Here is a 21,369-nt window from a genome sequence, read left to right on the forward strand (position 1 = left end):
TCAATTGTATGACGTGTTAAAATTAGACAATTACATAAAAGACTCCTACTCTCAGAATCTAATACTTATAAAAGGAGACCCATAATGAGACAATCCATTTTCTTATCTGCCGTTCTTATGGTTGGAATATTGACTTGTTCACCCGTAGATTTGACAGCCGCACAGTCCTCAACTGACAGTGTAAAAAATGAACTTTACGATAAAAATGAGTTAATTATCCAATTTAAACAAAATACAAATGAAAAAACCAAGCAAACACTAATCAAATCTATTTCCGCTGTGGAAGCATCGAAACTGACTGATCATCAATTCTCCTTACTGACTCTTCCTAAAGGGCGCACCCTAGAAACTTCAGCCAAAAGTTTGCTCTCCCACCCAGAAGTCCTTTCTGCTGAGCCAAATTATAAACTAGCACATTCGTATATCCCTACTGATTCGGATTACTCAAAGCAATGGTATTTAAAGAACCTAAACTTACCGGATACATGGGATTTGCCAAAAGGAAAAACGGTGATTAAAACCGCCGTTATTGATGGCGGTGTCCAAGTGAGCCATTTTGATTTAAAAGGGCAAATAACAAAACCGTTTAATATCATTACTCGGAAGAAGACCCTCTTACCTAATGATCATGGCACACATATAGCCGGAGTCATTGCAGCTGTTCAGGATAATGAAGGCACTAGCGGTATCGCCCCTTCCTCTAAAATCATTCCGGTGAATGTATTTAGAGAGGAAGAAGCCGATATTTATGACGTCGCTGAAGGCATCTATTATGCAATTGATGCAGGTGCAGATATTATCAATTTAAGTCTTACGACAAACGCCTATACCAACATTCTCGATGAAGCCGTACAAGCAGCTGCTGCTAGAGGAATCGTCGTCATTGCGGCAGCTGGTAATGAACATACAGCCAAGCCTCGCTATCCAGCAGCCTTGAAAAACGTTCTAGGAATCAGCGCCATTGATAAGAATGATAAGCTTGCCTCCTTCTCTAACTTTGGGAAGTATATAGACTTTACGGCACCTGGAAAGGATATTTATTCGACTATTTCAGAAGACTCGTTTGGTACCATGAGCGGTACAAGTATGGCAAGCCCTATGGTCTCTGGGGTTACAGCACTCATACTTGCTAAAAACCCCTTTTTAACGCCATCTGAAGTCCTTTCAATTTTAAAAGAGTCGTCCACTGATCTTGGACCATCTGGATGGGATCCGCAATTTGGAAACGGGAAAATCGATGCACACAAAGCATTGGTCAATACACCTGAATCAATGACTAATCTTGAACTATCTGATAAATCGTTCACTATAGAAGGATCGAATAAACTAAACATTTCATTCACTCCTCCTAAGGACACGACCATTTCGCTTTATATTGAAAATACCAATGGACAAATACTAAAGAAAATGCTCACTAATCAGGCATCGAACGGGGAACCCATTTCCTATAACTGGGATGGGAAGCTTGACAATGGATCCTATCAATCTAGCGGAGATGTCAAACTTGTGATTAAGACTGCGAATGCCCGCCATTCCTTGATTACTAAAAAGAGCTTAAAGGTGAATAATACGCTTGTGCCCGAGCTGACTGTTTCAAAAACGAATTATCTCTATTCACCAAAAGCGCAGGCTAAACTATCCATCCCTATCCGGTTGAATAAGGACGCGGTCATTAAAGCGGTTATCTTAGATAAGGCAGGTACTAAAGTACGAACCCTTCAAAAGAACAAACCGTTTACAGGCGGACGCCATACGCTTGAATGGAATGGTACGAATACCAACAGAAGCCAACTAAAAGATGGCAGCTATACGCTTCGTATTTCTCTAATAGACAGTGATGGACGCGCTGGATTAACAAAGGACATACCAATTAAACTAGATACAGTGCCTCCTTCTGGATCAATTGTGAATTCCGATGTTCGCTTTAAAACAACCGGGAAATCAAAAATAGAAAATACGATTACCGTTACTGAATCTGTTACTGGGTCAGTCTCTATAATTGATAAAAATGGTAAAATCGTAAACAGACTTTTAACCGATACTTCCTTTAAAATTGGTCAATCAAACGTGACTTGGAATGGTCAAACGAAGAACAAAAAAGCAGCCATTAACGGTGACTATCGTTTCAAGGTCATTTTAAGAGATGAAGCAGGTAATTCACGTATTATTAAGAGTCCTCCTTTTCAATTAGTAAACGCATAAAGACGACTATCCAAATCGATAGTCGTCTCAGTTTGTAGACAAAAGAGGTTTGGAATGATTTCATTCTGAACCTCTTTTGCATTTTTCGTACCAAATAGGCCTGCAGGAACAAGATGGCACTCGAAAATATTCCTTATCACCTCAATATTCTAGATCTATTTATACATAGTCCTTTTTTAAGTTTAGAAAGTCAGTTGTTGGGAGTGTTGGTGTGAAGCAGCTCACCGCCTGCGGAAAACGAAACGCCTGGAATGGAAATCACCGTCTGGTTTTATAGATCTTACCCGATTAGTCTAAAGTCTTAGAAGACTACCCTTCAATAGTCTTCTTTTTCTTGTTTATTTTTGATAAAAGTACATATTCTATCATTTAAACCTATTTTTCTCAATTTGTAACATAAATGTAATATAAGATTGTCTGATTTGTTTGATAAGATAGAGACAAACAACTTATCGAGGTGAGAAAAATCGTGAAAAAAGGCATTGCGACATTATCAGCAGCAGCTATCCTCTCTTCAGCATTTGCTTCTCCTGCCCTTGCTGCCAATACATATACAGTAAAAAGCGGTGATACTCTAACGAAAATCGCCAAAAATCATCAAACTACTCTTGCTAAATTAAAAACACTCAATAAATTATCCTCTGACGCCATTTTCGTAAATCAGACATTAAAAGTAGCTGCCGGCACTAATGCTTCTGTTACCACAAAAGCCTCGACTGCCAAAGCACAGGTATCTATTGAGAAAACCAGCACGGCTACCTATACCGTAGCAGCAGGTGATAATCTAACCAAAATTGCGAACAAGCATCATATCACTCTTGGTGAGCTGCAGAGCCTTAATAAATTAACCTCAACTGTTATTTATCCTGGTGATGTGTTAATCGTTTCTAAATCCACAGGAACAACCGTGATTGACCTGCCGCAAGCGAAGAAAACAAGTACCGATTCTTCACCATCTGAATCAAATAAATCCGGTCTATATACCATTAAAAAAGGCGACACTCTTTCGAAAATAGCCTCTCAATTTAAACTAACGCTGCAAGAGTTAAAAAGCTTGAATCAATTAACTTCGGATACTATTTTTGCGGGGCAAAATCTTAGTGTTAATCAGGCTGCTGCTTCTAAACCAGCAGCAAAACCTACTAACTCGGATACAATCAGTAATGTGGACAAGCAAGCTGATACATTAATTGCTGAAGCAAAGAAACTCATTGGGACGCCTTATTCATGGGCCGGTTCATCACCAGGAGGCTTTGATTGCAGTGGATTCGTTTACTATGTTATGAAGAAAGCCGGTTATTCCATTTCACGAACTTCTGCCTCAACGTACTTCGACCTTGGCAAAAATACGACCAACCCAAGCCCTGGTAGCTTAGTGTTTTTTGCTGGTAATCCAGCTATTAAATCTATCATCACACATATGGGAATCTATCTGGGTAACGGGCAATTTATACATGCCAGCACAAGTAAAGGTGTCATGATCAGCTCCCTGAGCTCTGGATACTATGAAACAAGGCTCGCAGGTTTTAAAAACTTCTAAAAAGGCAGCCCTCCGCTAAAGCGGACTGGCTGTTTTTTTATTGTGTGCTGCTCATCTAATAGAAAAATATTCCAAAATAAAGTACCAATTCAACTAAAACTTGTGAATACTTGTAAATTAACTTCTATTTCCTGTAAACTACCATACTTATCTATGGTACTATAATTATAACAACATTGGAAAGGAAGGAATAAATGCCCAATCTATGCAAATCATTTTTATCCATCTTGATGCTGGCAGCTGGACTACTTGTTTTCTCTGACTCTACTAAAGCAGCCTCTTACTTAGTAAACCCGAATAAAACTTATACCTATTCAACTATGGTCTCTGACATTGGCCAATTAAAGAAAGCCTACCCGGACTTAGTAGATGTTAAAGTCATTGGGACATCTGAATACGGCCGCAACATTTATGCGGTTTCACTTGGAAAAGGCGATTCCACCGTTTTTTTGAATGGCTCACATCACGCTCGTGAATGGATTACCACGAACGTCAATATGAATATGATTGATAAATATGCATACGCCTATAAAAACAATTCAAAAATAAATGGATTCAAAGTCCGTACCGTTTTAAACAACACAACCATTTGGTTTGTACCTATGGTTAATCCAGACGGTGTAACCCTTCAGCAGTCTGGTCTGAAAAACTTCCCGAAAAGCACCCATAAGCAATTAATTAAAATGAATAATGGCAGTAAAAACTTTAAGCGCTGGAAAGCAAATGGCAAAGGAATAGATTTAAATCGCCAATATAATGCCAAGTGGAAGGAAATAAAGGGCCCCAAATCACCAAGCTTTAAGAATTATAAGGGAAAGACAGCAGCCTCTGCTAAAGAAACCAAAGTAATTCTCGCCTTCACTAATAATATTGATCCGGAGATGGCCGTTGCCTATCATAGCAGCGGAGAAATTCTTTTCTGGAATTACCAGCAAAGCGGCGTTCGATATACTAGAGAGTATGGGTACGCAAAAAAGCTAGGAAGCATTACCGGCTACAGCCTCGTTTATCCGAAAAGTTTTGGCGGCGGTGGTGGATTTAGTGACTGGTTCTCCCGCGTTGAGAAAAAACCAGCCTACACAATTGAAGTAGCTCCGTATGCAGGTGAAACACATGTACCAATCAAGAAATTCCCTAGCATTTGGAAAGAAAATAGTATTGTTGGTCTTTACATTGCTCAGGAAGGCTTTAAACTCTATGATTCTCGTGAAACGGCGGCTAGCAAGCTTCTCGCGAAAAAGATTATCGCCTATAATACAAAAACAGCCAGCACGCTCCAACAAGCATATGGAAATGATATTACGTCTGTCCATCAATTAGTTGTGAGCAATTCCTTAAACAAAAAGTATAAAAACGTGACAGCTGAAATAAAAAAACAGGAAAAGCTGATAGCCAAGCTTCCTGAAAACTACCGCTCTAAACCGAAGACAGCACTCGGTAAAACGAAGACTTATTTAACGAACACACTAGCTTACATGAATGGCATTAGTGCGGGGGATAGTCTTAGTGAAAAAGCCCAGGTCGTAATCAATGACTTTGAAAACGGGACCATTAACTCAAATACCGTGAACTCGTATCAAAAGCTAAAAGTGAATATGACTTCAACGAAAACAAAACTTTCTAAAATGAAGTACAGCCATGTCCGAACCTTAGCCAAAACAAAATACATAGTACCGGTTCAAGATTTTACAGCAAGTGCTGATTATGAAATGAAACGTTACCAGCTCTTATTGGAAATCGATAAGGAAGCAGCGAATAAACGGTATCGTGAAGCCAGAGAAAAAATGTCTAAGCTTCAGGAGTTAAATACAGCTTCAACAGCCTTTAAACAGAACGCTCCTAAAAGGTATAAAACGTTTGCGGCAACCGAAGAATTCTTACTATCGATGCAGAACCGAATTGAACAACTACTTACAGAGGCGGAAAATCAACCAGATTCTAGTATTGATATACAAAAAGATGAAGAAGTAGATAGAGCTGAATAAACACTTATTGGATTAAGCTCTATGGTATTAATCTGGCTGAATAATCGGAATAATGATATAATCAAACTGATTTCTTTGTCGAACCATAACTCAGGGCAAGATATTTCCGTATATCCTTCCTTTACTGATTATCCTTGTATAACAAGGAGATTATTAGTAGAATAAATAAGGTATATTAGGATTATTCGTGTGGTCCAGCTGGACAAACTAATAAATACTACTTTTTTGTATATATTTATCTGTATAGTAGATAAACTGACAGCTAGTATAACAATGTACTTGAGTTGGGCTCGAACCGCTCAATGTGTTATGAATATAAGGGGGAGCAGATATAGTGGATAAACAGAATCAAATCGACAATCTCGTAGAAAATTTTAAGAAACACCCGCCAAAAATAATAGGAGGCTACAAAAAGCCAGGGTGGGCATTAAAAGTGCTGGAAAAAACCAGCAATGATTCGACTGAGATCGAACCGGACGGAACGATTACTGCTAAAGCCATCCTTGAAGCTAAAGATCTTACATATTATCCAGCTTTCTTAACCATAGATATCAGCAAGAAAGGTCAAATCGTTGGCGCTTACTTACTTTCAGAGAAAGCAGAGCAATTCGAATTACTTCCTTTCGAACTAGCTAAGGATTTTGTAGGTAAAGCGGAAGCAGAACTTACTCCATTCCGCTATCGTACCCTTGATAAAATTGAAGGCGATGAAGCGCAAGTGAATTGGCCTGAATTTTCATAAGCATAAAATGGACCCATCAGAATCTGATGGGTCTATTTTATACGATAAAAACCCCCGCCAAGGTCGACGGGGGAGTAGTTATGTTTGTGGAAGTGAAGCAGCAGGTGCATACGCCTTCCAACGAGATAAATCTGGTTCTTGTTTCTGGATTAATGAACTTGGGAATATAAACGTCCAAGGTTTACTCGTATTCGCTTTTACTTCAAAATTACTAAGATTAAATCCGCCCTCGCAGACAACATCCCCCTGTGCATCTTCAACCACCAGTGGAATGGTTTCAAGCTTAATGTTCTTCTCATTGCCATTTCTGACAAGAATAACGACAGCAAGTGCACCGTCTTCATTAAATTTCGCTTCAATGCCCATTAAATTGATTTCACCAGGAGAAAGCTTTGGCAGAGTAGTAATCAAGTTTTGCAGATTCTCTTTTTGAAGGCTGGAAAGTTCTTTTTCCCACGTTTCGTCAAGATCCAATAGATGCTCTTGTTCTTCGGTTTTATTTTTTAATTCAAAGGCAATCTTCCAGCCTTCTGTCGGAATGTCTCCAGCTACTCGATCTTCTTTTCCGAAAAGGAATCTCCAAGGCATGCAAGACAGTCCTGGAATCTCACTCACTTCGTCTAATTCAAACCGTTTCTTTGCTAGTACCTGGCCCTCTGCATCTAAGAGAAGAAGGTCCACTTCTTCAAAACGTACGGACTTCGACAATGTATTTCGTAAAAATGTTTCGACAATGACCTCATCTTCATCTTCAATCAAATCAATACCGGCAATGGACAGCTGGTCTGGAAGTAAAGCCGGTAGTTTTTGATGACGGAATTGATAGATATATTTTTCAGCTACAGTCAGTTCCCACTCAGGATGAAAGTAAAGGGTCGTATTGACGGTTCCATCTTCATTAAACTGCGCTTCTTTTTCACTTGCTGTTTGGTTGGCAGAATTGATTGCTTGTTGTTTTTTAATTTTCTTTCCTAATCGTCCCATCCTTTATTCACCCTCTTCATTTTCGTTTACAACTTGATAATTGTTTTTTATAAGTTCCATGAACTGTGTACTAATACCGGCCTCAATGTCAGCAATCAGCAGATTGAATTCGGCAGCTCCTTCTTTTTCAAAGGTGATGTATGGATCTTCTTGGGCATACCCTCTGAGTGTAATTCCCTCTTTAATCTGAGTCATTAAGTTCAGATGCTCAATCCAATCCGAATCAATTTGCGTAAGCATATAATTACGAAGCTGCAGTGCGAGCATTTCGTCACCTTTTAATTCAAGAATGGTTTGTTTTAGCTCATTGAATTCAGACACTGCTACTTGCTTCACTTGATACGCATCCTGGTCGATTAGTTTTTCTTGAGTCAGACTTAAGTCGATGAATAGCTCCGATAATTTCTCCATCAACTCGTCAAGTCTATGCTCTTCAGGATCTTCTGGAAGATGATGATCAATCAAAGTATTCATATATCGTTCCATATAAGCCAGCAGCTCATCAAACAGATCATCATCCGTTAATTCAAGCATTCTGTCTCTCATGGAATAGATAACTTTACTTTGTTGGTCCAGTACATTTTCAAGTTTTAATAAATGAATTCGGCTTGAATAATGCGCGCCTTCAATATTATCCTGAACCTTTTTAACAAACTTAATCGGATCTGGAGAAACGACTAAGCCTTCTTCATCAACCTTAACCTTCTTCAAATAGCGCTCTTTTTCTTCTTCATCATAGTAATCGAACAGATCATCTTCTAATGAAATGATAAATTGTGAAGAACCGGCATCACCTTGACGGCCGGATCTGCCTCGAAGCTGCATATCAATCCGTTTACTTTCGTTACGTTCCGTACCAAGAATATGCAGACCGCCAAGCTCACGCACATCTTCACCCAGCACAATATCTGTTCCGCGGCCAGCCATATTTGTAGCCAGCATAACTTGACCCTTTTGACCGGCTCGGGCGATGATTTCTGCTTCGTCTTGCTCGGTTTTAGCATTCAATACATAGTGTTTAATATTTGCTTTTGTCAGCGATTCTGACAGTACTTCCGATTGTTCAATAGAAGTCGTACCGATTAATACCGGGCGGCCCATTTTATGCAGGTGTTCCACTTCAGCAATGATTTTTTTAAGTTTGTCATTATACTTGCGGTACACCAAGTCAGGATAATCTTCTCGCCGAACAGGCTTATTCGTCGGAATCGTAATGACATTAAGATTATACGTATCCCAGAATTCTCGTTTAGACGGAGTTGCACTGCCTGTCATCCCTGATAAATTCTTGTAAAGTCTAAAATAGTTTTGGATCGTAATCGTAGCATGCGTTTCATTTTCTTCAGAGATTTCCAAGTCTTCTTTAGCTTCAATCGCTTGATGAAGTCCTTCACTAAAGGAACGGCCTTCCATAATCCGACCAGTAAACTGATCGATTAATTCAATCTTTCCGTCCTTAACAATATAATCAACATCCCGTTTCATAATGACAGATGCTCTTAATGACTGCATAACGTGATGTAGCAGTTCTTGATGTTCAGCATCATATAGGTTTTTAAGTCCAAACGCAGTTTCTATCTTCCGTGAACCTTCATCACTGATAAAGGTCTGTCTTGATTCTGGGAACAATTCGTAGTCCACATCTTTTTTGAAGCTTTTCACTATTTGTGCGGTGATGATAAACAACTCTGCCCCATCACTCGATTGATTCGCAATAATTAACGGTGTTTTTGCTTCATCAATTAAGATACTGTCGACCTCATCGACAATCGCAAACTCATGTCCTCTTTGAACCTTATCTTCTTTCTTAAACACCATATTATCGCGAAGATAATCAAAACCAAATTCTGTACCCGTACCATAGGTGATATCGGCTTGGTACGCTTCTTTCTTTTCTGAAGGCTCCATTTGCGAGATATTCAACCCTACCGTTAATCCAAGAAATTCATGAATTTGACCCATCAATTCCATATCACGGCGAGCTAAATATTCATTAGCTGTGATGATATGAACGCCTTGGCCTTTTAATGCTTGAAGATAACTCGGCAAGGTCGCCACTAACGTTTTTCCTTCACCCGTATTCATCTGTGCAATACTGCCTTCATTTAAAACAAAGCCGCCAATCAACTGAACATCATAGTGGCGCAGACCGATTACACGCTTCGCCGCTTCTCTAACCACAGCAAACGCATCTGCTTGTATGTGTTCAATCGTTTTTCCTTGGCTTAATTGGTTTTTAAATTCTGCCGTGCAGTATTTTAATTCCTCATCTGTATAATTTAGATATTTTTGTTCAGCACTATTTACTTTATCAACAAGTTTCAATAAACGTTTTAAATCTTTGGAACTCTCATTAAACAGCTCTTTCACTCTAGTTATCATGCAGTTCTCCTTTGTTACCATTAAATATGAAGCTAGTATAATTATATCATATTAACTAAAATATGGACGATAGTCCTTGGTTAATAACAAAAAAAGGCTCTCCCAAGGGTCCTATACTGACCCTTGGAAAAGCCTCTGTTTTTATTTCAAGTTCACATGTAAGGTATATGGATTGATCGACGCATTCCCTTTCACATCACGTACTTTAATGTAGTAGGTGCCTTTGGTAAGATTCAATGAAAGAAGCTCAGGATCTGCGAGCGCATATTGATCTGACTTAGCAACTCGTTTTCCATTTTTATATACTTCAATCACACCATCTATCTCATCACCAGCAGCAAACTTAATAGTCGCTGTTTCTTTTTTACCAGCTTTAAATACATACCAATCTTCATCACCTTCACCGACACCTGCATTAAGGTAGCCCTTAGCCGAATATGATTTGGTTTTTGCTTTCTTCAAATTCAGCGGTTTAGATGGTGTATTATTCTTTACCTTTGACCCAGCATCTTCATCATTTTGATTGACTGGAACTGCTGTGAATTTATACGGCCAAAGCGAAATTCCTGAGCTTGAATCAACCAAGCCTTGGATGGCAATAAAGTATTTTTTCTCTTTTTCTGCTTTAAATGAACCATAATTTACTCCAGATTCAATAATGTTCATAAACACTATCGTTTTATCCGCTTCCTCGGGATCTAGTTTATGGTTGCCATTGGTATCTTCCGTGATCTGTATAAATGCGTATATTGGCTGCAGCAATTCAGTTGGATACTCTTTTAAAGAGTTTGGCATTTTTTGACGTTCAAACTTGGCGCTGTATATGGCCGTCTTATTTGGCACTAAATAGAAGGTATCTACATCATTTGCAAATCCAAAGTTCCCTTCTGCCACGCCGGAATCCGGCAGATTCTTTGCATCTTCTGGTTTATCATTATCCTCATATTGATCCTGTGTACTTTTCACTGCTAACTTGGATGTAATTTTGTATGGATCGAAGTTAGTCGTACCGCCTGCTGCCAGATAATAGGTCTTCCCAGCTTTCAAGCCTGCAAAAAATGTATCTGTTAATTCCATATCCCAACTGTAATAGTCCATGTTACTCGCAACAGAACTTAAATATTTCACCGTTTTATTCGTTTCTTCATCAATGAATTCAGCAACTTCTGCTATCTGTACATATGGAAGATCTCTTTTCGGACTCGGAATATCAAATTGATAGATTCCATTTTCTTCAGGAACGAACGTATACCAATCCTGATCACTATCACTTTGAATATACCCTTCCGCACTTTCACCGATTTGGTATGGACGAGCACTTGCATCAATGCCGGCAATCATATCCTCCTCAGTTACTTCTTCTTCCTCTCCACCTAATGAATACCCATCTTCATCTTCAGGCATTAGTTTGCTTTCCATCTTAACTGTATAGGGAAGCATGGACTGACCTGCTTCCATTTCTCCATATTCTACGAAGGAAAAGTCATCTTCCCCGTAGGAATATTCATAGGACATTTTTTTACTCGTAACGCTCACATAGTATTCCTTTTCTGGCTCAGACATGAAGTACAGTGATTCACCTTCACTAACTCCACCATTATTACTCATATAGAGTGCTGGAATGGCTTCCTCTTCCCCATCTACAGGAGCAGGGTTCTCACTTGGAATATCTTGCACGGGAGCTGGTGCTTCTCCCGATTCTGTCTCCTCTGGAGGCGGGAACAACTGCTCTTTTTCATAAACATTTAACGCAATGTTTATACCAGGTATTCCTGAAACATCTATTTTCATAAGTCTAGCTTCATCTGCCTTGACATGGAAAAAGTCTTCATCACCTTTTTCTCCAGTTAAATATGCAGGTGTTGATGTAAACGGGAGCGCTGCAACTTCTACTGGTGTTTCAAGACTTGACTCATCTTCCGGTAATTCTTGATATTTGGCAACCTTCAGTTCATAATTGGCACCCTTTTTTGTGGAATCATCGAAGCTTCCATTGCTATCTTTGACACCAATCGCTACTTCTCCAGTAAACGGTGCCTGTATTAACTTAGCTTCCGTTTTTCCTTCTCTCTCATTATTGACGTCAATTATTTGCGGCTTTTCTTCACCATAAAAGTGAACCATCATCTTATAATCATATTGAGCTTGTCCAAGAAGAGATGTTTGAATATAGTCGCCTTTCTTCACAGAAAATTTAATCCACTTTTGTTCAAATGGTTTAGTAATCGATTCTTTAATCGAAATAGGCTGATCTGCATTCAGTGATGTTGCCTTTTCAAGTATCTCTTTTTGTCCCCAGTTTTCTTTAACGAAGGCTGGCAGTTTCTTAATATTGTAGTTTAAAGCGGCCACAGGATTGACCTGACCATTTCCGTACTTAATATCAAATCCTGAGTCACCCATATCTGTAGCCGTCTGCTCCAGTATGTATTCAACCTGTGCTGGAGTAAGGCTGGGATGCTTCGATAGAAGTAAGGATGCAGCACCTGCTACCACTGGTGTGGCCATTGATGTTCCACTCAATCTAGCAAAAGTGGATTTCTTCGCTGCATCATAAAATGGTGCATAAATATCCTCACCAGGAGCAACTAGATCTACTGAAGCCCCGTACGTTGAATAATAGCTTAATTTCTTACTACTATTAGTAGATCCAACGCTGATAACTCCCTCAAATGCAGCCGGATAACTCGCATAATCATCGCCGTCATTCCCAGATGCTGCGACCACAACAATCCCTTTTTCGATGGCCTTCTTGACAGCCTCTTCAAGCACTAACGACGGGTAACCGCCGCCTAGACTCATATTAATGACCTGCGCACCTTTTTCGATGGCATATAAAATCCCCTGAGCAATTGTATAGTCTGAACTATAGTACTGACCATCAAATACATCAATTGAAAGCAAGTTCACATTCGGATTCATTCCATAGCCGCCAATGCCATTATCTTTCTTAGCAGCGATAATTCCGGCCACATGTGTCCCATGGAAATCTGGAGCAGCTGGATTCATGGGATTCGCTGCATTATAGCTCGGAAGTAATGAACCTTTTAGTTCAGGGTGATTACGATCGATTCCTTGGTCAATCACTGCAACGGTGACTTTATTTTTTCCTGCAAGCTTTTGTGCTTCATCAACATTCAGCATCGATAACGCATATTGTTGATCCACTTTAGGATCGTTTGCTGCCAATGTCTTGAAAGTCGGACTCATATTAACCGTAGTCACTTTATTATTTTTTTGATAACTTTTCATTGCAGTTTCGAGGTTTTTCTTATTCTTTACTTTCACAACTATGTACTTCAACTCTTTTATTTGTTGAATAACAGTCGTTCCTGCACGCTGATGATCGGCAGCAGTCAGTGGTGTTCTATATTTGATGACAAGCGTGTTGTCACTGAACTTCTTCTCCGTATCTTGATTTTTTGCCTTACCTGTTGACGCCTGTAGACTCTTAAATGACTTTCCAGTTGGAAGACTTACGTGTGCTTCCGCATGATTGAAAGATAGCACCGGTGTAATGGCTACAGTTAGACTGATACCAAGTGCTGCTATCTTTTTAGAAATAGGTTTCATTATATTCCCCCTCATATATTACTAGATATATCATAACCGAAAATACCATTAATGGAAATATTTTCTTTTTATATTTAATAGACTTTAAATCAACAAATTTTCTTTATTTTTACTATTTTTCAACAAATTTCTTCCTTATTATTTAATAGAAATATATACTATTGAGGGAATCTTTTAAAAAATCTACTAATAGAAAGAATGGTGTTCATTTTTGAAGAATCATATCGTGACACGTATTGGGAAAGTAACCGCTTCCGCCATGTTAGTCAGCAGCTTAGTCCTGCCTCTTGGCACAACAACGATTCACAATGTCGAAGCTGCCTCAGCTAACGTTAAGGTACAAATTCTTAGCGTAAATGATTTTCACGGTCAACTCGACAAGTCAAGCAAGGTTGGCAATGATACAGTCGGCACCGCTGCTTATCTAGCTGCTCATTTAAAGAAACATGAAGCTGCAAACCCTAACAACACCATCAAAATTCACGCTGGTGATGCCGTTGGTGCAAGCAGACCGGTTTCAGCCCTGCTGCAGGACGAGCCTACGATTGAAATGTTTAATAAGCTTAAATTTGATATTGGAACACTTGGAAACCATGAATTTGATGAAGGCGTAGAGGAAATGAAACGGCTCATCAATGGCGGAGAGCATGCTAATACAAAACACCATGGTTCATTTGAAGGTGCACAATTCCCTTATATTTCTGCTAATGTCGTAGATTCAAAAACAAAACAACCCATTCTAGATCCATACATCATTAAAGAATCGGGCGGAGAAAAAATCGGATTTATCGGTATCACCCTTGCTGGTACGCCATCGATCGTTACGCCAAGTGGTGTCGCAGGTGTTGATTTTACCGACGAAGTAACCGCTATCAATAAATATACGACTGAACTAAAAGAGCAAGGCATCAAAGCCATTGTCGTAATTGCACATAACCCAGGCACATCCAATACAGATGGGACAAATCCTGATGGGGAAGCCATTAATTTTGCCAATACAGTGGATGATGAAGTAGATGTTATTTTTGCCGCGCACAATCATAGGTACCTGAACGCAACTGTTGACAACAAGCTGCTGGTACAAGCGTATTCAAGCGGAACTGCATTGGCTGATGTCGATTTAGAAATTGATCCTGCCACCCATGATATCGTCAAAAAAGAGGCAGTCATTGCTAATACCACTTGGGCTGGGATCGAACCTGATCAAGAGATTGATGCGCTAGTAAAGAAATATAAAGAAGAGACAGATAAAATTACGGAAGAAATCGTTGGTGAAGCTGCAGTTAACTTAACCAAGGATCAAAATGAGGATGGAGAATCTATCTTAGGAAATGTCATTGCCGATAGCATGCGTGCGGAAATGAAAACGGATTTCGGTTTCATGAATCCAGGCGGCATCAGAGCAAGCATTGACAAAGGCCCGATTAATTGGGGTAATGTTTTTACTGTAGAACCTTTTGGTAATGATCTTGTTTCTCTAAATATAACTGGAGAGCAAGTAAGAACCCTATTGAATCAGCAATGGACAGAAACAAAAACAAATATTCTTCAGTTATCCGGACTGAACTATACGTGGAGTGCCGAACTTCCGATTGGTAAACGCGTCCTAGATATCACTCTTCCAAACGGTGACAAAATTGACCCTGCCAAAACCTATTCAGCAACCGTCAACAACTTTATGGCTGAAGGCGGCGACAACTATACGATTCTGCGTGATGGTACCAATAAAGTAACGGGTCCTGTTGATTTCGATGCCTTATTAACCTATGTCAAAGCAAATTCTCCACTAAAAGGCAGTATTGAAGGACGAATTAAAAAGGTAACCAAAACAACGATTGAACCAGCGATTGTCAATCCAATCAGTGATAAAGATTCAGTTATTGAAGGAAAAACAGAAAGCGGTGCAGCAATCGTTGCTGCCGTAAACAATAAAGAAATTGGCAAAGCGACGGCAGATGCAGCTGGTTTATTCAAGATCCAGATTAAACCGCAAGCAGCAGGAACTGTTATCACCGTAACGGCGACTGACAGTGCCCAACGTTCAAGTGAAACCACACTTACCGTTACAGACCTTACTGCCCCGGCAGCTCCTACCGTTCATGCTGTAAGTGATGCTGCGAAGATGGTAACTGGTAAAGCGGAAGCGAATTCCACTGTCAGCGTTAAGATCGGCAAGAAAGCGTACACAGCTAAAGCTGATACAAAAGGGAATTTCAGTATTACAATTCCTAGCCAAAAAGCAGCTACGCGTTTAGACATATCAGCGGTTGATGCAGCAGGAAATGTCAGTAAAGTTGTAAAAGTTACAGTCATCGATAAAACAGCACCAGCAACACCTAGTCAGTTGAAAGCTACTCCTGGTACTGTAACGGGGAAAACAGAAGCCCGTTCAACCGTTTATGTAAAAGCAGGCAGTAAACTAGTTGGGAAAGCTACTGCAAGTAAATCGGGTACATTTAAAGTGAAAATTAAGAAACAAAAAGTCGGCAAGAATCTTTCCGTCTATTCAGTAGACAAAGCTGGTAATAAGAGCGTGGCAAAGAAAATCACCATCAAGACAGCAGCACCGGCCGTCACTAAAGTTAAAGCAAATGCTAAAAAAGTCACTGGCAAAGCAGAAGTAAATTCCACCGTATATGTAAAAGCGGGTAATAAGACGCTTGGACATGCGAAAGCATCTAAAAACGGCAAATTCACCGTAGTCATCAAAAAACAAAAAGCAGGTACAGCTCTGACTGTCTACTCAAAAGATAAAAAAGGCAGCACAAGCTATTCCACAACTCTTATCGTGTCCAAATAAATGAATTGACGTAAGGCTGCCGAGACATTCCTCGGCAGCCTTTTTCTTATTTTAATTTTTTTGTGAAGTTTGGCAAATAATACAGTGGATGAAGGGAGGAATTTGATGAGGAATTTCATCTTAATTCTACTGATTGGCGTTTTGATCGTACGACCAGCGACTGCTGAAGCCTCACCCCCCGCAGAAAGCACCTACCCGAAAAATGTTATTCTCTTAATCGGAGACGGCATGGGGCTTGGGCAAATGGAAATTGCTCGTCAATTCGAGTATGGCCGTAAAGGCGTGCTGCATCTTGAAAAGCTTGAACAAACGGCCCTCATGCGAACGTATTCAGCCAATCGGCATGTAACCGATTCAGCGGCTGGGGGTACCGCGCTCGCTACTGGCGTCAAGACGAATAATGAAATGATAGGAGTTGACGCAAATGGCAAACCTGTCGACAGTGTTCTTGATGCATTTAAAGCTGCTGGTAAAAAAACAGGTCTCATCTCGACTAATATGGTGGTGGACGCGACACCTGCCGCTTTCGGAGCAAGCGTGACTAACCGCTGGACTGGATTTGCTGATATTGCCAAGCAACTTCTGCAAAATAAGGTAGATGTTATTCTTGGAGGCGGTGCATTATATTTCAGTCCTGAAAAACAAGACGGAGTTAATTTGCTGAAATCCTTTCAAGCTAACGGCTACTCGATTGCGAACAATGCAGTCGAACTGACTGCCGCTCCCAATACCGGACGCCTTCTTGGTTTATTTCATCCCGATTACATGAACTTTAAACAAGACAAAGAAGAATACCATTCTAAGGAACCGACTTTAGCCGAGATGACAAAGAAGGCGCTGCAGGTCTTAAGTAAAGACGAAAAAGGCTTCTTTTTAATGTCTGAAGGTGCTCGAATTGACCAGGCCTCACATGCCTCGGATATGGCTGGTATCTGGAAAGAAACCATTGAGTTTGATAACACAGTTAAGCTCGTTACAGAATGGGCTAAGAAACGTGGAGACACACTTGTTGTCGTCCTGGCTGATCACGAAACAATGGGCATTTCAGCAACAGAACCATTGAACATCAACGCCTATAAAAAAATAAAGGTGTCTCCCTATTACATGGCATCCCAATTAACGTGGGGACCTAATCAATCCATCGATCCCAAAACTGTAAAAGCTGTTTTCAAAACCTATGCCCATCTAAATCTGTCCGATCAAGAATGTTCTCAATTTATCAAAACCATTCAAAACACTACCCATGGGGTATACCCCAAAAACAAAGTACAATGGGAAATCGGCAGCCTCATCGCAAAGCATTTCGATGCGGGCGTCCTTACTTCATCCATCCGCAGTAAAAGCACAGCCGGTGGACACACCGCCAACATGATTCCCGTATTTGCAACAGGACCTGGCAGCCAGTCCTTCCATGGCGTCATCGACAATACCGACATCTCCCGAATCATCACCAAAGCAGCAAAGATACCATTTACTCCTGGCCAACATCAGCCCTCCTAAGGAGGGCTGATGTTTTTATGAGAAAACACGCTGAAATAAGTTGGTTGCTTGGCAATATGGTCTGAAAAAATGGCTGAACGGATGGTCTTGTAAAAATGTGTATCCTGCTCTTTTTCATTTGATTTTTAAAGTCTTTTCGTATTTATAGATCCTCTTTGGACAAAACACGTTGAAATAGATTGGTTACTTAGCAGCTAGCTGCCCAATTCTATTGGATGGAGCTAAAATGGTGACTCATTCGGCCCAAAACTCAATTTATTCGGCCCATTTGAACAAACATTCGTCCCAAACTCCTTAACATTCAGCCCAAACTGCTAGAGATTCATCCCTCGTGATATCTCCGATTGAACGGCTTGTGAAAATGTGTATCCTGCTCTTTTTCATTTGTTTTTCTAAGCCTTTTCGTATTTATAGACACATTTTTGAGAAAACACGTTGAAATACGTTGGTTGGTTGCTTGGAAGCTAGCTGCCAGAATCTATTGGATGGAGCTAATATGGCGACTCATTCGGCCCAAAACCCGATTTATTCGGCCCATATGAACAAACATTCGGCCCAAACTTCTAGAGATTCGTCCCTCGCGATGTCTCCGATTGAATGGTTTTGTGAAAATGTGTATCCTGCTCTTCTTCATTTAATTTTCTAAGCTTTTTCGTATTTTATAGACTCTTTTTGGACTAAACACGTTGAAATAAATTGGTTGTTTAGCAGCTAGCTGCCCAATTCTATTGGATGGAGCTAATATGGTAACTCATTCGGCCCAAAACCCGATTTATTCGGCCCATTTGAACAAACATTCGGCCCAAACTCCTTAACATTCAGCCTAAACTGCTAGAGATTCGTCCCTCGCGATATCTCCGATTGAACGGTCTTGTGAAAATGTGTATCCTGCTCTTTTTGATTTGATTTTCTAAGCCTTTTCGTATTTATAGACTCTTTTTTGGAAAAACCCGTTGAATAGGTAGGTTGCTTGGCAGCCGCCCGCCCGAATCTATTGGATGGGGCGAGTATGATGACTCATTCTGCTTTAACTCGAGTACATCCTTCCCTAACTGCCGCTAGATTCTTAGCCAAAGTCATATATACGAAACTATCTATCTATTTATATGGTAAAAATTATGATATTCATTTACAATTAAAGTTAGATTATAGTTATTTTCCCTCATTTAATTAGTTAGGTTGTGAGTGTGTGATACGAAAGAAAATTATGTTGGTTGTTTGCGTACTGTTTGGAGTTGGATTATTTGTTTTTAGCTTGCCATCTTCAACGGCAGCTGCTTCAGACCCTTTATATACCTTGCTTTATAAAGGTTTAAAAGAGTATCAAACAAAGATATCACTTGGAAAGTATGGAGCCGATACGGAAAAAGTGGCGGATACATATGAACGAGTAATAAATGATCATCCAGAAATTTTTTATACGAAACATCAATTTATCTACAACGCACAAGCCTTTTATCCACAATACGTAGGTTCAAAAAAACAAATAGAAAAAATGAAAATTGCCCTTAACAAAAAGGCTGATGCTGCGGTTAAGATAGCGAAGACCAAAAAGACGCAAACCGAGCGCGTCATCTATCTTCACGATTATCTCGTTAATTCAACCGAATATGATACCGAAAACTACCTTAAGGATACACTTCCAGAGTCTTCTTTTACTGCGTATGGAGCATTAATGAAGGGAACGGCTGTCTGTGATGGCTATGCAAAAGCCTTAAAGCTGCTGCTCAATAAAGCGGGCATATGGGCAGTCCGGGTCACAGGTGAAGGAAAAGGTGAATCTCATGCCTGGAATCTCGTTAAAGTCGATGGAAAGTACTTTTATGTTGATGCTACTTGGAATGATCCTGTTGCAAACGACAAATCACCCATCCTTGCTTATAACTACCTGCTCGTCCCTGAATCTGTGCTTGCAAAAGATCATACTTGGAATAAAAAAGGGCTGCCAAAAGCCAGCAGTACGAAATTTAACTATTTATACACCCTGGAGGATTTTGCTCGTTATCAATCATACGTCTATTACGTAAACGAGAAGGATGCCAAGCTATTCCGGATGAATCTTAATGGCAGTGGAAAGAAACAAATCGCAAGAACGAGTTCTTCTGCTATCTATTCACTAAAAGCCGTTGGAGACACGTTATATTTCATTAATATAACAGACAGTCAACGTCTTTATAAAATGAAACTTACGGGTAAAAATGAATGGAGAGTGATAAAAAAATCAGTCTCTCAACTATCGATCAAAGGCAAATACCTCTACTTTCTCAATAATCAGACCAAAAAAACAGAGAAAATCAAAATATAGCTAAAAGGTGTCGAGAATTCCTCGACACCCTTTTACGTTATAACTAACCTTCAACTTAGTTTCCTGCAAGTTTTACTTTTACTGTATTTCCTGCGTTGAATAGCTTATAGACACTGTTAATTCGAATAAAGTCTTCCGTTGTATTAATGGCTTGGTTTTCAGCCAATTCGTCTAGATTTTGTTCTGTGAGTTTGTTGTAGGTTGCTTTGTATTGTGAGCCTGGTCCTTCGTTTTTCCAGACTAAGAATTGCATAGGGCGCCCAACCTTATTAAAGGTATTATCTTTAAAGGTTGGGTTCAGCGCACCACTTACCAAGATTCCCCGCAAGTTCGGTTTTCCGCCGTCCACATCTTTAATGATATTTTGTGTGATGGCTGGGTTGGACCAGTTCATTACACGAATGGCGTCAAGGCGGGTCTTTTCAATGACATTATTCTTAATAACGACGTTTTCATGATATTTTCCTTCTGAATATTTATGTGTTCCAATAGCCCGATCCAAATTCCTAAATTCATTTTTTTCAATCGTTACATTACGATTAGGCGTCTTATCAAATTTACTCCAAATTTGGCTCCAGCCTTTCGTTGCTCGATCGGGCGTATCGATGTTAATCGCCTCTTTATTTTTCTTAACGGAAGGTTTCGAGTCAATGAATTTATTATTCGTGATTTTTACCTTATCTGATGCATCCATTTCAATGAAATGGCCAGACTTCATATGGGTAAAGGTGATATTCTTCACACTGACATTTTGGTTATGTCCCATGATGATCGCAATCGAATCCGGATAATATTTCAAATCAATACTAACGTTCCCTTCACCAACAAAGGCAATGTTCTTTTCACCTTTATATCCTCCATATGCCCCTTTTTTTGCCGCCTTACTTGGACTGACTAATTGGAACATGGAGTGCGAAGCGACCATCTCCTTTGTACCAGTCGTTGTTCCTTTGACCAGCTTCACACCATTTTTCATTTTGATGGTGACGTTGGAAGGTACATATAGAACATTGCTGATTGAATATGTTCCTTTTTTCAAAACCAACGTTCCGCCGCCCTTTTTCTCTAATTGTTCCAAATATGAACGGAGCAAATAATAGTGCTTTGTTTGCTGAGTATACGTTGAAAAATTCATCATATTCCCCTTAAACGTTTTGCTGTCAGGTCCCACTGTATATACTGGACTCGTTGCACTTGCTTGATGAGGAGCGAAAATAGAGAAAACCAATATCACCGCTGCCACTAACATCCCATACTTTCTCATGATTGCAGAACCCCTTTTATTATGATCTCTATAGTAGTATCGGCAAACATTTTAAAATAATGATAAAGACATAAAAAAAGACAGGAGCTTTT

At 39.8% G+C, this 21,369-nt stretch carries 11 protein-coding genes; 7 read left to right on the forward strand and 4 right to left on the reverse strand.

The window, feature by feature from the left end; genetic code table 11:
• The first annotated feature begins 84 nt into the window (after nt 1-84).
• The 4 genes from MHI18_RS10060 (at nt 85) to MHI18_RS10075 (ending at nt 6,469) form a co-directional block, all read left to right on the forward strand.
• Nucleotides 85-2,202: a S8 family serine peptidase gene (locus MHI18_RS10060; RefSeq protein ID WP_340847219.1), complete on the forward strand. Its 2,118-nt coding sequence runs from the start codon at nt 85-87 to the stop codon at nt 2,200-2,202.
• Nucleotides 2,203-2,671: 469 nt separating this feature from the next.
• Nucleotides 2,672-3,742, forward strand: a complete 1,071-nt coding sequence (locus tag MHI18_RS10065) for a C40 family peptidase (RefSeq protein WP_340847220.1) — start codon at nt 2,672-2,674, stop codon at nt 3,740-3,742.
• A 194-nt stretch (nt 3,743-3,936) separates the two neighbouring features.
• The gene (locus MHI18_RS10070; protein ID WP_340847221.1) at nt 3,937-5,727 is read left to right on the forward strand and encodes a M14 family zinc carboxypeptidase; all 1,791 of its coding nucleotides are present in this window, start codon (nt 3,937-3,939) and stop codon (nt 5,725-5,727) included.
• A 334-nt stretch (nt 5,728-6,061) separates the two neighbouring features.
• On the forward strand, nt 6,062-6,469 hold the full coding sequence (locus MHI18_RS10075) for a hypothetical protein (RefSeq protein WP_340847222.1): 408 nt from the start codon (nt 6,062-6,064) through the stop codon (nt 6,467-6,469).
• Between the two features lie 78 nt (nt 6,470-6,547).
• Here MHI18_RS10075 and MHI18_RS10080 read toward each other — a convergent pair whose 3' ends face one another.
• The 3 genes from MHI18_RS10080 to MHI18_RS10090 all read right to left on the reverse strand — a co-directional run bounded on the left by MHI18_RS10080 (nt 6,548) and on the right by MHI18_RS10090 (nt 13,408).
• On the reverse strand, nt 6,548-7,453 hold the full coding sequence (locus tag MHI18_RS10080) for an accessory Sec system S-layer assembly protein (RefSeq protein ID WP_340847223.1): 906 nt from the start codon (nt 7,451-7,453) through the stop codon (nt 6,548-6,550).
• Between the two features lie 3 nt (nt 7,454-7,456).
• Nucleotides 7,457-9,835, reverse strand: a complete 2,379-nt coding sequence (gene secA2 / locus MHI18_RS10085) for an accessory Sec system translocase SecA2 (RefSeq protein WP_340847224.1) — start codon at nt 9,833-9,835, stop codon at nt 7,457-7,459.
• Between the two features lie 141 nt (nt 9,836-9,976).
• The gene (locus MHI18_RS10090) at nt 9,977-13,408 is read right to left on the reverse strand and encodes a S8 family peptidase (RefSeq protein ID WP_340847225.1); all 3,432 of its coding nucleotides are present in this window, start codon (nt 13,406-13,408) and stop codon (nt 9,977-9,979) included.
• 259 nt (nt 13,409-13,667) lie between these two features.
• Here MHI18_RS10090 and MHI18_RS10095 point away from each other — a divergent pair, with 259 nt between their 5' ends.
• The 3 genes from MHI18_RS10095 (at nt 13,668) to MHI18_RS10105 (ending at nt 20,013) form a co-directional block, all read left to right on the forward strand.
• Nucleotides 13,668-16,208, forward strand: coding sequence for an Ig-like domain-containing protein (locus tag MHI18_RS10095; protein WP_445669989.1), 2,541 nt, complete (start codon nt 13,668-13,670; stop codon nt 16,206-16,208).
• 105 nt (nt 16,209-16,313) lie between these two features.
• Nucleotides 16,314-17,708, forward strand: coding sequence for an alkaline phosphatase (locus tag MHI18_RS10100; protein WP_340847227.1), 1,395 nt, complete (start codon nt 16,314-16,316; stop codon nt 17,706-17,708).
• A 1,189-nt stretch (nt 17,709-18,897) separates the two neighbouring features.
• Nucleotides 18,898-20,013, forward strand: coding sequence for a DUF5050 domain-containing protein (locus MHI18_RS10105; RefSeq protein ID WP_340847228.1), 1,116 nt, complete (start codon nt 18,898-18,900; stop codon nt 20,011-20,013).
• Between the two features lie 55 nt (nt 20,014-20,068).
• Here MHI18_RS10105 and MHI18_RS10110 read toward each other — a convergent pair whose 3' ends face one another.
• Nucleotides 20,069-21,277 (reverse strand): right-handed parallel beta-helix repeat-containing protein, encoded by a 1,209-nt coding sequence (locus MHI18_RS10110; RefSeq protein WP_340847229.1) that lies wholly within the window; start codon nt 21,275-21,277, stop codon nt 20,069-20,071.
• Nucleotides 21,278-21,369: the final 92 nt, after the last annotated feature.

Source organism: Peribacillus sp. FSL H8-0477, from assembly GCF_038002765.1.
Classification (GTDB): domain Bacteria; phylum Bacillota; class Bacilli; order Bacillales; family DSM-1321; genus Peribacillus.

What these genes read in the sequence shown, in the direction of transcription:
- secA2 (WP_340847224.1), bottom strand. Translation starts at nt 9,835, where the DNA reads ATGATAACTAGAGTGAAAGAGCTGTTTAATGAGAGTTCCAAAGATTTA.
- MHI18_RS10100 (WP_340847227.1), top strand. Translation starts at nt 16,314, where the DNA reads ATGAGGAATTTCATCTTAATTCTACTGATTGGCGTTTTGATCGTACGA.
- MHI18_RS10110 (WP_340847229.1), bottom strand. Translation starts at nt 21,277, where the DNA reads ATGAGAAAGTATGGGATGTTAGTGGCAGCGGTGATATTGGTTTTCTCT.
- MHI18_RS10060 (WP_340847219.1), top strand. Translation starts at nt 85, where the DNA reads ATGAGACAATCCATTTTCTTATCTGCCGTTCTTATGGTTGGAATATTG.
- MHI18_RS10095 (WP_445669989.1), top strand. Translation starts at nt 13,668, where the DNA reads ATGTTAGTCAGCAGCTTAGTCCTGCCTCTTGGCACAACAACGATTCAC.
- MHI18_RS10080 (WP_340847223.1), bottom strand. Translation starts at nt 7,453, where the DNA reads ATGGGACGATTAGGAAAGAAAATTAAAAAACAACAAGCAATCAATTCT.
- MHI18_RS10070 (WP_340847221.1), top strand. Translation starts at nt 3,937, where the DNA reads ATGCCCAATCTATGCAAATCATTTTTATCCATCTTGATGCTGGCAGCT.
- MHI18_RS10090 (WP_340847225.1), bottom strand. Translation starts at nt 13,408, where the DNA reads ATGAAACCTATTTCTAAAAAGATAGCAGCACTTGGTATCAGTCTAACT.